Below are 13,825 nucleotides of genomic sequence, written 5' to 3'. Positions count from 1 at the left end.
CTTTTAATGACGTCAGGTTTTTCGATGAAACGTGTTTCTCAACTGACCGCGCTGGCTCTGATCTGCGGCCTCGCCTCACTCTCCTCCATGGCGGCTGATATGCCCCACTCCCTCACGCTGGACCAACTCCAGGCGCATAACGGCGCGGTAATTGATACGCGCATCAGTGCGTTCTATAACGGCTGGCCGCAGACGCTGCGCGGAACGTCCGGGCATGAACCCGCCGCGCTTAATCTCTCTGCAGGCTGGCTTGGGGCAATGAGCGATGAACAGCTCAGCGGCTGGGCAAAACAGCATCGGATTACGCCCGACATGCCGGTTGCGCTCTATGGCCACGATGATGATAACCAGACCGTCAAAACGCGGCTGGAAAAAGCGGGTTTTACCCACGTTTCCATCCTGAGCGATGCCCTGCAACAATCCGACCGTTTGCAACGTCTGGCACATTTTGAACAGCTGGTTTATCCGCAGTGGATCCACCTGTTGCAGCAGGGCAAACCCGTTACCGCCGCACCAGCCGGAGAGTGGAAGGTGATCAAGGCTGGCTGGGGTGCGCCGAAGCTTTATCTCCTGAGCCACATTCCCGGCGCGGGCTACATCGACACCAATGAAGTGGAAAGCGAACCGCTGTGGAATAAGGTCGCTGACGAAAAGTTGAAAGCGATGCTGGCGAAGCACGGGATCCGTCACGATACCACCGTCATTCTGTACGGTCGCGACGTATATGCCGCCGCGCGCGTGGCGCAGATCATGCTCTACGCGGGCGTGAAGGATGTGCGAATTCTGGACGGCGGCTGGAAGGCATGGTCAGACGCCAGCCTGCCCGTTGAGCGCGGAACGCCTGAGAACGTGAAGCCAGCCCCTGATTTTGGCGCGCCGATCCCGGGCCAGCCCCGGCTGATGGTGGATATGGAACAGGCCCGGGGAATGCTGCACCGTCAGGATGCATCCCTGGTGAGCATTCGTTCCTGGCCAGAGTTTATCGGTGAAACCAGCGGCTACAGCTATATCAAGCCAAAAGGTGACATTGCCGGTGCGCGCTGGGGCCATGCGGGTAGCGACGCGACCCACATGGAAGATTTCCACAATCCGGATGGCACCATGCGCAGCGCCGATGACATCGCCGCCATGTGGAAGACGTGGAATATCCTGCCGGAGCAGCACGTTGCGTTTTACTGCGGCACCGGCTGGCGCGCGTCTGAAGCCTTCATGTACGCCCGCGCCATGGGCTGGCAAAACGTTGCCGTCTACGACGGCGGCTGGTACGAATGGAGCAGCCATCCGCAGAACCCGGTCTCCACCGGGGAGCGTGGACCGGAGAGTACACGCTAGCGGGGGAGTGACTTCAGCGTCACGTAACCGCTCCAGATGCGCGTTGTGGTGGTCAGCCAGCACAACGTGCCAAACGCCCAGGCAAACAGCGTGAAGTGTGCCGGAAACAGGCAGCACAGCACAAACAGCGCGATGGTCTCCGTTCCTTCAGTTAATCCTCCAATGTAATAAAGCGACTTGTGCGCGTAGCCGGGGTTGTCGATATTATGCTTGCCCGCCAGCGCGGCAAAGGCCAGGAAACTGCTGCCCGTCCCCATAAACGCGAACAGCAGCCAGGCGGCGGCGATCGCATTGTCAGCCGGAGCGGCCAGCGCGAAGCCAAACGGTACCAGCGCGTAAAACAGGAAGTCGAGGGCGATATCAAGAAATCCTCCCGCGTCCGTCAGGCCACGGCGACGCGCCAGCGCACCGTCCAGACCATCCAGCAGCCGGTTCAGCACAATGGCGACCAGCGCCGCCAGATACCAGCCCAACGCCAGAAACGGTAACGCCAGTACGCCAATCGCAAACCCGGCGAGCGTTAACCCATCAGGCGTAATAAACGGTTTATCCAGCGCGGCGGCCAGCTGATTTAACCCGGGCTTCAGCCGTGGATGCAGATGTTTATCCAGCATGCGGTTCACCTTTAAACGTGGCACACAGGCCCTGAGCCGGGATATCCAGCGCGGCGTTAAAGCGGGCGGAAAGGTTCTGAAAGGCAATCAGAGCCGTCATTTCGGTGATAGTCTCTTCGCTAAAGTGGCGCTTCAGCTGGTTTTTGATATTTTCATCCACCTGAGGCGGCGTGGCGGTGACCGCTTCCGCATAGGCCAGCGCCGCGCGCTCCTCTTCGCTGAACAGGGTGGAATTTTGCCAGTCGTTGACGGCCTGCACTTTATCCAGCGCCCCGCTCCGCTCGGCCAGACGCAGGCTGTTGGCATCAATACAAAATGCGCAGTGGCAGATCTGCGAGACCCGCGTCATTAGTAACGAACGCAGAACCGGCGTCAAACGCGCCTTGCGCCGCTCCAGATAGCCGACAAATAGCGCTACCAACCAGAAAAGACGCGGCATACGCCCCCACCAGCGCGTGGGGTTCAGCACCGCGCCGAAGTGTTTTTTCTGCATGGCAGCAATGGGCTTGAGGCTGACGGGAAGGGTTTCCATGGGCGCAACCCAGGCGGCTGTCTCTTTCACCTGATTCTCCTGATGACTGGACTCTTTGGCAGGGCACGATAATATGTCGTTTTTCGCTATTAATTATTGACGAACATGCTGAAAACACTCGATGTGGTTGCGGCCATCCTCGAAAAAGAGGGCAAGATCTTGCTGGCGCAGCGTCCCGAACATGCCGATCAGCCAGGAATGTGGGAATTTGCGGGAGGGAAGGTTGAAGCCGGTGAGACCCAGCAGGAAGCGCTGATCCGCGAACTACGCGAAGAGCTCGGCATTGAAGCCGTGCCCGCGCGGTATGTGGCAAGCCACCAGCGGGAAGTGTCGCAGCGGCTGATCCACCTCCACGCCTGGCACGTGCCGGAATTTAGCGGCGAGCTGAAGGCGCACTACCACTCGGCGCTGGTGTGGTGCACGCCAGAAGACGCGTTCACGTATGATTTAGCCCCGGCGGATATACCGCTTCTGGAAGCGTTTATTCTTTTACGCGACGCCAGACCAGCGGGTTTGTACTGAGGGTGCGTTCATCACGCTGGCACTGCAACAGCACGCCATCCGCCCTGACCACTGCGCCTTCGGAATAGTTTTGATCCTGATAGATACAGCACTGATTACACGGCTGCGCACGCTGGCCGCCAGCGCTAAAAACCTCTGGCGGCACGTTAACTTCGACATCCGGGCGAATGCGATCAGCCTGTGCCCCGGCGGACACCATCAAACATAACGCGGCCATTGCGAAACGGTTCATAGACTTAATTTCCTTTGCATCGTTTATATCTATAACGGTAGATCCTGACGGGATCTTTAATTTATCTCGTCATCGCTTTTGGTTATGACGCGCGCCTTGTCATTAATTTCCCTTTCGGCCTAAATTTCTGCTTGCCTCTCAAAGCGGTGCGGGTGGTATAGTCAAAAAAACGACACAAAACATCTCCGCCACACGCATAAATTATTATAAGAGGTTCTTATATCTATGGATCAGACACGCTCTCTGGAAAGCTTTCTTGCCCATGTTCAGCAGCGCGACCCGCACCAAAGCGAGTTTGCCCAGGCCGTTCGTGAAGTCATGACCACCCTGTGGCCCTTCCTTGAGGAAAATCCGCGCTACCGCCAGATGGCGCTGCTTGAACGTCTGGTGGAGCCGGAGCGCGTCATCCAGTTCCGCGTGGCGTGGGTGGACGATCGCAATCAGGTACAGGTCAACCGCGCGTGGCGCGTGCAGTTTAACTCCGCCATTGGGCCGTTTAAGGGCGGGATGCGCTTCCATCCCTCGGTGAACCTGTCGATTCTGAAATTCCTCGGCTTCGAGCAGACCTTTAAAAATGCGCTCACTACCCTGCCGATGGGCGGCGGTAAAGGCGGGAGTGATTTCGATCCGAAAGGCAAGAGCGAAGGCGAAGTGATGCGCTTCTGCCAGGCGCTGGTCACTGAGCTCTATCGCCACCTTGGGCCGGACACCGACGTTCCTGCCGGGGATATCGGCGTGGGTGGTCGTGAAGTGGGCTTTATGGCCGGGATGATGAAAAAGCTCTCCAACAACAGCGCCTGCGTCTTTACCGGCAAAGGTCTGTCGTTTGGCGGCAGCCTGATTCGTCCGGAAGCGACGGGTTACGGTCTGGTCTATTTCACTGAAGCGATGCTTAAGCGTCACGGGCTGAGCTTCGAGGGGATGCGCGTGGCGGTCTCCGGCTCCGGCAACGTGGCGCAGTACGCTATCGAGAAAGCGATGGAGTTTGGCGCGCGCGTAGTGACCGCCTCCGACTCCAGCGGCACCGTGGTGGATGAAGCTGGCTTCACAGCAGAAAAACTGGCGCGTCTGTGCGAAATCAAAGCCAGCCGTGACGGCCGCGTGGCGGATTATGCCCGAGAGTTTGGCCTGACCTATCTGGAAGGTAAACAGCCGTGGGGTGTGCCGGTGGATATCGCCCTGCCGTGCGCGACGCAAAACGAGCTGGACGTGGATGCCGCCCGGACGCTGATTAGCAATGGCGTGAAGGCGGTAGCGGAAGGGGCAAATATGCCCACCACCATTGAAGCGACCGATCTGTTCCTGGACGCGGGCGTACTCTTTGCGCCAGGCAAGGCGGCGAACGCGGGCGGGGTGGCAACATCCGGTCTGGAAATGGCACAAAACGCCGCGAGAATGGGCTGGAAGGCGGAGAAAGTGGATGCCCGTCTGCACCACATTATGCTTGATATTCACCATGCCTGCGTGGAGTACGGCGGTGAGGCTTCACAGACCAACTACGTGCGCGGCGCCAACATCGCCGGGTTCGTGAAGGTGGCCGATGCGATGATCGGGCAGGGTGTGATTTAGTTTCGCTGCATTCTCGCCCTTGCAGGCCCGGTAAGCGTTATCGCCACCGGGCTTTTTTACAGGCCGCAGAACTGCTTTTTGCCGGGTGGCGGCTTCGCCTTACCCGGCCTACGGTTTAAGCGGTGGTATTTTTGGCTGCGCTTTTTTTCTTTTTGAACGGTTTCTTCGCCCCGCCACCCGGGGCAACCATCCCCCGGAATCGCTTCACTGGCGTGCTGCGCGCCTGATCAATCAACTGATAAAGCGTCCCCACCAGCGGCTGCATAAAGTCCTGGTAACGGCACTGCTTTTCGCTGATCTGCGTAAGCACCGACTCCCAGTGCGCGGTCATGTCCGGTCTGGCGGCCAGCTCTGGCAAGGAGTGAATCAGTGCCCGGCCCGGCTCTGTCGAATGGATATAGCGCCCTTTTTTCTCGAGAAAACCACGCTTAAACAGCAACTCGATAATCCCCGCGCGGGTTGCTTCCGTACCCAGACCGTCGGTGGCGCGGAGGATCTTCTTCAGATCTTTATCCTGCACAAAACGGGCGATCCCGGTCATGGCCGAAAGCAGCGTCGCATCGGTGAAGTGGCGCGGCGGCTGGGTCTGACGTTCAACCACTTCGCCTTTTTCGCACAGCAGTTCATCGCCTTTGGCTACGACCGGCAGCGGCGTGCCGTCGTTCTCTTCGTCACGCTCTTTGTTGCCGAGCAGCGTGCGCCAGCCCGCTTCCGCGAGGAAACGCGCTTTGGCGATAAATTTGCCTTTGGCAATTTCCAGCTCAATAACGCACTTGCGGAAAACCGCGTCCGGGCAGAACTGCATCAGATACTGACGCGCGATCAGGTTATAGACCTTTGCTTCGTTGTCGGTCAGGTTGACGTTGCTGGTGCGCGCCGTCGGGATTATCGCGTGGTGGGCATCGACTTTTTTATCGTCCCAGCAGCGGTTATGGGTATCCGGGTTTACCGTCGGCTGCGGCAACAGATCCGGCGCATGGACACCAATGGCATTCATCACCGAGTGGCGTCCGGCGAAGTGTTCCTCCGGCAGATAGCGGCTGTCCGAACGCGGATAGGTGATCAGCTTGTGGGTTTCATAGAGCTTCTGGCAGATATCGAGCACGTTCTGCGCGCTCAGGCCAAACTTTTTCGCGGCCTCGATCTGCAACGCCGAAAGGGAGAACGGCAGCGGTGCGGGCTCTGATTCCCGTTTGTCGTTATAGCTGGTAACGATCGCGGGCTGGCCGGTAATGCGGTTAACCACGTGCTCCGCCAGCGGACGATGTAGCAGCCGCCCCTCTTCGTCCTGATATGACTCACAGGCATCGCTCGGCTGCCAGACGGCGGTAAAGCGTTCGTCTTTCGGCGTGACGATATGCGCTTTGACTTCGAAGAAGTCTTTGGCGACGAAATTTTCGATCTCTTCGTCGCGACGCACCACCAGCCCCAGCACCGGGGTTTGAACACGCCCAACAGAGAGTACGCCCTGATAGCCCGCATTGCGTCCCAGGATGGTGTAGGCGCGGGTCATGTTGATCCCGTACAGCCAGTCGGCACGCGCACGCGCCAGCGCGGAGACACACAGGGGAATAAATTCGCTGTTGGCGCGCAGGCGCGAAATCGCGCGCTCCACCGCCTGCGGGTTGAGGTCGTTAATTAAACAGCGCTGCACCTGCTGGCGCTTTTCCGGTGCCAGCTCCAGGTAGTCCAGCACTTCGTCGACAAGCAGTTGCCCTTCCCTGTCCGGGTCACCCGCGTGGACCACTTCCGTCGCCTCATGCAGGAAACGCTTAATGACGTTGAGCTGTTTGGTGACGGAAGGACGCGGTTGCAGACGCCACTTTTCCGGCACGATCGGCAGATCGTTGAGATTCCAGCGGGCGTAGCGGCTGTCGTAGACATCCGGCTGCGCCTGTTCAAGCAGGTGACCGATACACCAGGTGACCACCTGCCCGTTACCGCATTCGATAAAGCCATCACCTTTGCGATGCGGCTTGGGCAGCACGTCGGCGATGGCTCGCGCCAGACTCGGCTTTTCGGCAATAAACAACCGCATCGAATTAACGGATCTCAATCATCGGGCGGCCACCGCGGGCGGTCACCAGCTCGCCAATGGCCGTCAGGGTGATGCCAAACTCGGCCGCCGTTGCCTGAACGTCAGCTTCTGCTTCCGGCGTCACCGCCAGCAGCAGGCCGCCGGAGGTTTGCGGATCGCACAGCAGATTGCGCCACGCTTCCGGCATTTCGCCCATTAAATGGCCGTAGCTGGCGAAGTTGCGCTGCGTCCCGCCCGGAACGGCGCCCTGAGCAATGTACTCTTCCACGCCCGGCAGCTTCGGCACATCCTGATACCAGACCTGCGCCTGCACGCCCGCGCCCTGACAGACTTCAGAGAGGTGTCCCAGCAGACCAAAGCCGGTCACGTCGGTCATGGCCTTCACGCCGTCGATACTGGCGAATGCCGCACCGGCAAGGTTCATCTGGCACATCACTTCCGTTGCCAGACCAATATGCTCGGGCTTCAGCAGGGATTTTTTCTCGGCGGTTGTCAGTACGCCAATGCCCAGCGGCTTGGTGAGGAACAGCTTGCAGCCCGCCTGCGCGGTGCTGTTGCGCTTCACGCGTTCGGTCGGCACCACGCCGGTGACGGCCAGGCCGAAGATCGGCTCCGGCGCATCGATAGAGTGACCACCGGCCAGGGCAATACCCGCCTGCTGGCAGGCAAAGCGTCCGCCTTCGATGACATCGCGGGCAATCTCCGGCGGGAGGGTGTTAATCGGCCAGCCCAGAATGGCGATCGCCATAATCGGCTTACCGCCCATCGCGAAGATATCGCTGATGGCGTTGGTGGCCGCAATGCGTCCGAAGTCGAACGGGTTGTCGACAATTGGCATAAAGAAGTCAGTGGTGCTGATAATGCTGGTGCCGTTACCTAAGTCATAAACCGCTGCATCGTCACGCGTTTCGTTACCGACAAGCAGGTTCGGGTCGACAAACTTCGCCTGTTCACTGTGCAGGATGGTCTCCAGCACTTTCGGGGAAATTTTACAACCGCAACCGGCTCCGTGGCTGTATTGCGTTAAACGAATGGTTTGCTCGCTCATGGACGTCTCCTGTCATCTCAATCGCGCTATGGTAGCGCTCATTCCATAAAGAGGTAAGTATGACTGTCTGAATTATGCGGCGGATGCTCAGAATCCAGACAGTTTAGCGCGTGTAATTAAAAACGGCTGACGAAAGGCGTGGTGTCCGGCACGCTAATGGTGCTGGAGGCTTTAAGTTGCGGGGTGCCGAGATAGAGGAAGCCGACAATTTTATCGTGTTCACCGCAGGAGAAGCCTTCCCGCACGGCGGCGCTCCCGGTCAGCGGCCCGGTACGCCAGATGCCGTTAAAGCCCTGCGCGACGGCGGCCATCTGCATTGCCATTACCGCGCAACCGGCAGACATCTCCTGCTCCCAGACCGGCACTTTATGGTCGGCCTGGCATTTTGCGACTACCGCGATGATCATCGGCGCACGTAACGGCGCGTTGCGGGCTTTATCAATCCCCTTCTCATCCTGGCCTGCGGCAACCGCCCCCTGCTCCAGCAGCTGGCTGAAGCGGTCGCGCCCTTCGCCTTCAATAATAAAGAAGTGCCACGGCTGCAATGTGCCATGGTCCGGCGCACGCATTCCGGCACGCAGAATGTTTTCCAGCTGTTCGCCGACGGGGGCCGGGTCGGCCAGGCGGGAAGCGCTACGACGGTTAACAAGCAGTTCAAGTGCGTCCATTGGTTAACTCCTTTCGTGAAATTTACTCACAAAATTAACACGACAGCAGAATTTGTTACAGCGTGGCAGGCGATTCCTGCTGACAAGTGGCGGTTGGGTCATTACGATAACCGCACATTACCGTCCTGTGGCGACGGAAACAGTCCTTTTCTGGTTAGGGAGAATACATGCGAACCCTTTGGCGAATCTTTGCCGGTTTCTTTAAATGGACGTGGCGACTGCTCAACTTCGTCCGCAACCTGGTGATGAATATCTTCTTCATCTTCCTGGTCCTGGTATGCGCAGGTATCTGGATGCATCTCAGCAGCGCCAGCCAGGCGCAGAATTCGACGCGCGGCGCACTGCTCCTCGATATCACCGGTGTGATTGTTGATAAGCCATCGACCAGCAATCGTCTGGGCGTGATTGGCCGCCAGCTGTTCGGCGCGACTTCAGACCGCCTGCAGGAAAACTCCCTGTTTGATATCGTCGACACGATCCGTCAGGCCAAAGACGATCGCAACATTACCGGTATCGTGCTGGATCTGAAAGATTTTGCCGGAGCCGATCAGCCTTCGATGCAGTACATCGGGAAAGCGCTGCGGGAATTCCGCGACAGCGGTAAACCGGTCATTGCCGTCGGCGACAGCTACACCCAGGGGCAATATTATCTGGCGAGCTTTGCTAACAAAATCTGGCTCTCTCCGCAGGGCACGGTCGATCTGCATGGCTTCGCCACAAATGGTCTGTACTACAAATCGCTGCTCGACAAGCTGAAGGTCACTACCCACGTCTTCCGCGTCGGGACCTATAAATCTGCCGTGGAGCCGTTTATCCGTGATGATATGTCCCCTGCCGCCCGTGAAGCGGACAGCCGCTGGATTGGCGAGCTGTGGCAGAACTATCTCGGCACCATTGCCGCTAACCGTCAAATGACCGCTGAGCAGGTCTTCCCGGGCGCGCGCGGTGTGCTGGAGGGCCTGCGCAAAGTGGACGGCGATACAGCGAAATACGCGCTTGATAACAAACTGGTCGATCGGCTGGGTTCCAGCGCTGAAATCGAAAAAGCGCTGACCAAACAGTTCGGCTGGAGTAAAGAGGACAAGAACTACAGCGCCATCAGCATGTATGACTACGCCGCGAAAAAGCCGGATGACAGCGGTGACAGCATCGCCGTGGTGTTTGCTAACGGGGCCATTATGGACGGTGAAGAAACGCCGGGGAACGTCGGCGGGGACACCACCGCGTCGCAGATCCGCGATGCGCGTCTGGATCCGAAAGTGAAGGCGATTGTCCTGCGGGTGAACAGCCCTGGCGGCAGCGTCAGCGCCTCCGAGGTGATCCGTGCTGAGCTGGCCGCCGCGCGTGCCGCGGGCAAGCCGGTCGTGGTCTCGATGGGGGGCATGGCGGCTTCAGGCGGGTACTGGATCTCGACGCCAGCCAACTACATTGTGGCTAACCCAAGCACGCTGACCGGCTCGATTGGCATCTTCGGCGTGATCAACACCGTAGAGAACAGCCTGGATTATCTCGGCGTTCATACCGACGGCGTTTCCACCTCGCCGCTGGCGGATGTGTCCGTGACTAAATCTCTGCCGCCTGAGGTGTCCGAGATGATGCAGCTCAGCATTGAGAGTGGCTATAAGCGCTTCATCACGCTGGTGGCGGATTCCCGTAAAAAGACGCCAGACCAGATTGACCAGATCGCGCAGGGCCACGTCTGGACCGGCCAGGATGCGAAGAGCAACGGTCTGGTAGACAGCCTGGGTGACTTCGACGATGCCGTGAAGAAAGCGGCGGAACTGGCGAAGCTCAAGCAGTGGCACGTTGACTATTATCAGGACGAACCGACGTTCTTCGATATGGTCATGGACAGCATGTCCGGCTCCGTCCGCGCCATGCTGCCGGAAGCGCTTCAGGCGTATCTGCCGGCGCCGGTGGCGACGGCGGCTAAAGCCATGAAAGCGGAGAGCGATAAGCTCGCGACTTTCAACGATCCGCAAAGCCGTTACGCGTTTTGCCTGACCTGTGCGAACGTGCGTTAAAAACCGTCCCCTCTTCCCGTTAAGAGGGGATTTTTTCTTTTGAAGAACAAGAACTCATTACCATGCAGAAGAAATCAATATATGTCGCCTATACCGGCGGTACCATCGGTATGCAGCGCTCAGAAAATGGCTATATTCCGGTTTCTGGCCATTTGCAGCGCCAGCTGGCGCTGATGCCTGAATTCCACCGTCCGGAAATGCCGGACTTTACCATCCACGAATATGAGCCGCTGATGGACTCCTCCGACATGACGCCGGAAGACTGGCAGCATATTGCGGACGATATTAAAGCCCATTACGACCAGTACGACGGCTTCGTGATCCTGCACGGCACCGACACCATGGCGTTCACCGCCTCGGCGCTCTCCTTCATGCTGGAGAACCTTGGCAAGCCCGTCATCGTGACCGGTTCGCAGATCCCGCTGGCGGAACTGCGTTCAGACGGGCAGATCAACCTGCTTAACTCCCTGTACGTGGCCGCTAATTACCCGATCAACGAGGTAACGCTGTTCTTCAACAACCGACTGTACCGCGGGAACCGTACCACTAAAGCGCACGCTGACGGCTTTGACGCGTTTGCCTCACCTAACCTGCAACCGCTGCTGGAAGCGGGGATCCATATCCGTCGTCTGGGCACGCCGCCCGCGCCAAATACTGCAGGCGAGCTGATCGTTCACCCGATCACCCCGCAGCCGATTGGCGTGGTGACGATTTATCCGGGTATTTCCGCCGACGTGGTGCGCAACTTCCTGCGCCAGCCGGTGAAGGCGCTGATCCTGCGCTCCTATGGCGTGGGTAACGCCCCGCAGAACGGTGAGTTCCTGAAAGAGCTTCAGGAGGCGAGCGATCGCGGGATTGTGGTGGTGAACCTCACTCAGTGTATGTCCGGTAAGGTCAATATGGGCGGCTACGCCACCGGCAACGCCCTGGCGCACGCTGGCGTGATCAGTGGTTTCGATATGACCGTTGAGGCAACGCTGACTAAACTTCACTATTTATTGAGTCAGGATCTGGATATTGATTCCATTCGCCGCGCCATGATGCAAAACCTGCGCGGTGAACTGACGCCGGACGAATAAGGAGTTCCCATGAAGCAACGCGCCCTGTTACTGGTCGATTTGCAAAATGATTTCTGTGCGGGCGGTGCGCTGGCCGTCGCGGAAGGCGACAGCACCGTCGACGTCGCGAATTCGCTGATTGAGTGGTGTAAGGCTCGTGATGAAGCGGTGGTGGCGAGTCAGGACTGGCATCCGGCAAACCACGGCAGCTTTGCCAGCCAGCACAACGTTGAGCCTTACAGCCAGGGCGAACTGGACGGACTGGCGCAAACCTTCTGGCCCGATCACTGCGTGCAGCAGACGGAAGGCGCTGAGCTGCATCCGCTGCTGAACCAGAAGGCCATCGACGCGGTGTTCCACAAAGGTGAAAACCCAACCATCGACAGCTACAGCGCATTCTTCGATAACGGTCACCGCCAGAAGACGGCGCTGGACGCATGGTTACGCCATCATGAGATCACCGAGCTGATTGTGCTGGGCCTGGCGACGGATTACTGCGTGAAGTTCACCGTGCTGGATGCGCTCCAGCTGGGCTATACCGTGAATGTCATTACCGACGGCTGTCGCGGGGTGAATATTCAGCCGCATGACAGCGCCCAGGCGTTTATGGATATGGCCGCAGAAGGCGCAACGCTGTATACGCTGGCTGACTGGATGGAGACGCAGGCGTAAGCTTTTTTAGCCGTGTGGCGGCTTCGCCTTACCCGGCCTACTTTCTCTGGTTTTGTAGGCCGGGTAAGCATCAGCGCCACCCGGCAAAACCCCCTCCCCGATCTCCCATAAAGTGAACTCCCTCGCATCACAAGCGAAGCGGCGATGGTATTCTCTTCAGGCTGTTTTTTCGCCACGCCTTTTCTGTGGCGTGGTTATTTTTATTCAGTCAAAGAGGAACTTATATGAAACGTTTGCCCTTGCTGGCAGCATTACCCTTGCTTTGCGCGTCACTGGCTTCCGCCGCGCCCCTGATGTCCGTGGGCTACTTCAATGGCGGTGGCGATGTTACCGCCGGACCGGGTGGCGATATCAATAAACTCGATGTCCGTCAGATCACACACCTCAACTACTCGTTTGGTCTGGTCTATAACAACGAGAAAGACGAGACCAACCCTGCACTGAAAGATCCGGCAAAACTGCATCAAATCTGGTTATCACCCAAGGTGGCATCCGACCTGGCGTTACTTCCTCAGCTTCGTAAACAAAACCCGAATTTAAAAGTGCTGCTTTCCGTTGGCGGCTGGGGCGCACGTGGTTTTTCTGGCGCAGCGGCTACCAAAGAGAGCCGCGCGGTGTTTATTCGCTCCGCACAGCAGATCGTCAGTCAATACGGCCTGGACGGGATCGATCTCGACTGGGAGTTCCCGGTCAACGGCGCGTGGGGACTGGTCGAGAGCACCCCAGCCGACAGGGATAATTTCACCGCGCTGTTAAAAGAGATGCGTGACGCGTTTGGTAAGAAAAAACTGGTCACGATTGCGGTGGGCGCAAATGCAGAAAGTCCGAAAAGCTGGGTGGATGTGAAGGCCATTGCCCCCCTGCTCGATTACATCAACCTGATGACCTACGACATGGCGTACGGGACGCAGTATTTTAACGCGAATCTGTATGACTCCAGCGCCTGGCCAACGGTGGCTGCCGCAGACAAATACAGCGTTGATTTTGTGGTGAATAACTATCTGGCCGCCGGCCTTAAGCCGCAGCAAATGAACCTCGGAATCGGTTTTTACGGTCGTGTACCGAAGCGCGCCGTTGAACCGGGTATCGACTGGAGTAAACCGGACGCGCAAAACAATCCGGTCACCCAGCCCTACTTCGGGCCGCAGGAACTGGGCCTGTTCAAATCGCTTGGCTATGACCTGACCAAAGATACCTACGTGAAATACAACGATATCGTCCGCAAACTGCTAAACGATCCGCAGAAACGCTTTACCGAGCACTGGGACGAACAGGCGAAGGTGCCGTGGCTGTCGGTAAAATCCGCCGACGGGAAGGCGCTGTTTGCGATCTCCTATGAGAACCCGCGTTCCGTGGCGATTAAAGCAGATTACATCAAGGAGAAAGGTCTCGCCGGGGCGATGTTCTGGGAGTATGGCGCGGATGACAACAACCAGTTAGCGAAGCAGCTGGCGGAGTCGCTTGGGATCCCGCACTAAGGTGTAGTGTGCCGGGTGGCGGCTTCGCCTTACCCGGC

At 58.2% G+C, this 13,825-nt stretch carries 13 protein-coding genes; 7 read left to right on the top strand and 6 right to left on the bottom strand.

Annotated elements, in window-relative coordinates:
* Nucleotides 1–24 precede the first annotated feature (24 nt).
* Nucleotides 25–1,332, top strand: coding sequence for a sulfurtransferase (locus ACQG1K_RS08955; protein WP_367076267.1), 1,308 nt, complete (start codon nucleotides 25–27; stop codon nucleotides 1,330–1,332).
* Here the strand turns inward: ACQG1K_RS08955 and ACQG1K_RS08950 are convergent.
* Together ACQG1K_RS08950 and ACQG1K_RS08945 are read right to left on the bottom strand one after the other, a co-directional pair.
* On the bottom strand, nucleotides 1,329–1,946 hold the full coding sequence (locus tag ACQG1K_RS08950; RefSeq protein ID WP_063163249.1) for a CDP-alcohol phosphatidyltransferase family protein: 618 nt from the start codon (nucleotides 1,944–1,946) through the stop codon (nucleotides 1,329–1,331). The genes ACQG1K_RS08955 and ACQG1K_RS08950 overlap by 4 nt on opposite strands.
* Nucleotides 1,936–2,508, bottom strand: coding sequence for a carboxymuconolactone decarboxylase family protein (locus ACQG1K_RS08945; protein WP_038415879.1), 573 nt, complete (start codon nucleotides 2,506–2,508; stop codon nucleotides 1,936–1,938). Before ACQG1K_RS08945 ends, ACQG1K_RS08950 begins: the two co-directional genes overlap by 11 nt.
* Nucleotides 2,509–2,583: 75 nt before the next feature.
* On the opposite strand from ACQG1K_RS08945, the gene ACQG1K_RS08940 reads away from it, so the two are divergent.
* Nucleotides 2,584–3,000 carry a pyrimidine (deoxy)nucleoside triphosphate diphosphatase gene (locus ACQG1K_RS08940; protein ID WP_022647800.1) on the top strand — a complete coding sequence of 139 codons (417 nt, stop codon included), beginning with the start codon at nucleotides 2,584–2,586 and terminating at the stop codon, nucleotides 2,998–3,000.
* Here the strand turns inward: ACQG1K_RS08940 and ACQG1K_RS08935 are convergent.
* On the bottom strand, nucleotides 2,960–3,232 hold the full coding sequence (locus ACQG1K_RS08935) for a YnjH family protein (protein ID WP_022647799.1): 273 nt from the start codon (nucleotides 3,230–3,232) through the stop codon (nucleotides 2,960–2,962). The genes ACQG1K_RS08940 and ACQG1K_RS08935 overlap by 41 nt on opposite strands.
* Before the next feature lie 225 nt (nucleotides 3,233–3,457).
* Here ACQG1K_RS08935 and gdhA point away from each other — a divergent pair, with 225 nt between their 5' ends.
* A complete protein-coding gene (gene gdhA / locus ACQG1K_RS08930; RefSeq protein ID WP_022647798.1) occupies nucleotides 3,458–4,801 on the top strand; it encodes an NADP-specific glutamate dehydrogenase in 1,344 nt (447 codons plus the stop codon).
* Between the two features lie 115 nt (nucleotides 4,802–4,916).
* Here the strand turns inward: gdhA and ACQG1K_RS08925 are convergent, their stop codons facing one another.
* The 3 genes from ACQG1K_RS08925 to ACQG1K_RS08915 form a co-directional block, all read right to left on the bottom strand.
* Complete coding sequence (locus tag ACQG1K_RS08925) at nucleotides 4,917–6,839, bottom strand: DNA topoisomerase III (RefSeq protein ID WP_150312602.1); 1,923 nt, start codon at nucleotides 6,837–6,839, stop codon at nucleotides 4,917–4,919.
* A 4-nt stretch (nucleotides 6,840–6,843) separates the two neighbouring features.
* A complete protein-coding gene (gene selD, locus ACQG1K_RS08920) occupies nucleotides 6,844–7,887 on the bottom strand; it encodes a selenide, water dikinase SelD (protein ID WP_022647796.1) in 1,044 nt (347 codons plus the stop codon).
* Between the two features lie 116 nt (nucleotides 7,888–8,003).
* Nucleotides 8,004–8,555 (bottom strand): NAD(P)H nitroreductase, encoded by a 552-nt coding sequence (locus tag ACQG1K_RS08915; RefSeq protein WP_367076265.1) that lies wholly within the window; start codon nucleotides 8,553–8,555, stop codon nucleotides 8,004–8,006.
* 167 nt (nucleotides 8,556–8,722) lie between these two features.
* Here ACQG1K_RS08915 and sppA point away from each other — a divergent pair, with 167 nt between their 5' ends.
* The 4 genes from sppA to ACQG1K_RS08895 all read left to right on the top strand — a co-directional run bounded on the left by sppA (nucleotide 8,723) and on the right by ACQG1K_RS08895 (nucleotide 13,787).
* Complete coding sequence (gene sppA / locus ACQG1K_RS08910; RefSeq protein ID WP_023299888.1) at nucleotides 8,723–10,579, top strand: signal peptide peptidase SppA; 1,857 nt, start codon at nucleotides 8,723–8,725, stop codon at nucleotides 10,577–10,579.
* A gap of 62 nt (nucleotides 10,580–10,641) precedes the next feature.
* Nucleotides 10,642–11,658, top strand: coding sequence for an asparaginase (gene ansA, locus ACQG1K_RS08905; RefSeq protein ID WP_023305945.1), 1,017 nt, complete (start codon nucleotides 10,642–10,644; stop codon nucleotides 11,656–11,658).
* 9 nt (nucleotides 11,659–11,667) lie between these two features.
* The gene (gene pncA, locus ACQG1K_RS08900; RefSeq protein WP_023305944.1) at nucleotides 11,668–12,309 is read left to right on the top strand and encodes a bifunctional nicotinamidase/pyrazinamidase; all 642 of its coding nucleotides are present in this window, start codon (nucleotides 11,668–11,670) and stop codon (nucleotides 12,307–12,309) included.
* A gap of 224 nt (nucleotides 12,310–12,533) precedes the next feature.
* Nucleotides 12,534–13,787 (top strand): glycoside hydrolase family 18 protein, encoded by a 1,254-nt coding sequence (locus ACQG1K_RS08895; protein ID WP_022647792.1) that lies wholly within the window; start codon nucleotides 12,534–12,536, stop codon nucleotides 13,785–13,787.
* The last annotated feature ends 38 nt before the right edge of the window (nucleotides 13,788–13,825 follow it).

Source organism: Enterobacter cloacae complex sp. 402C9, assembly GCF_050030745.1.
GTDB classification, from domain to species: domain Bacteria; phylum Pseudomonadota; class Gammaproteobacteria; order Enterobacterales; family Enterobacteriaceae; genus Enterobacter; species Enterobacter intestinihominis.
The sequence above is the reverse complement of the archived record's forward strand: the minus strand, read 5'-3'. Positions and strand labels throughout refer to the sequence as shown.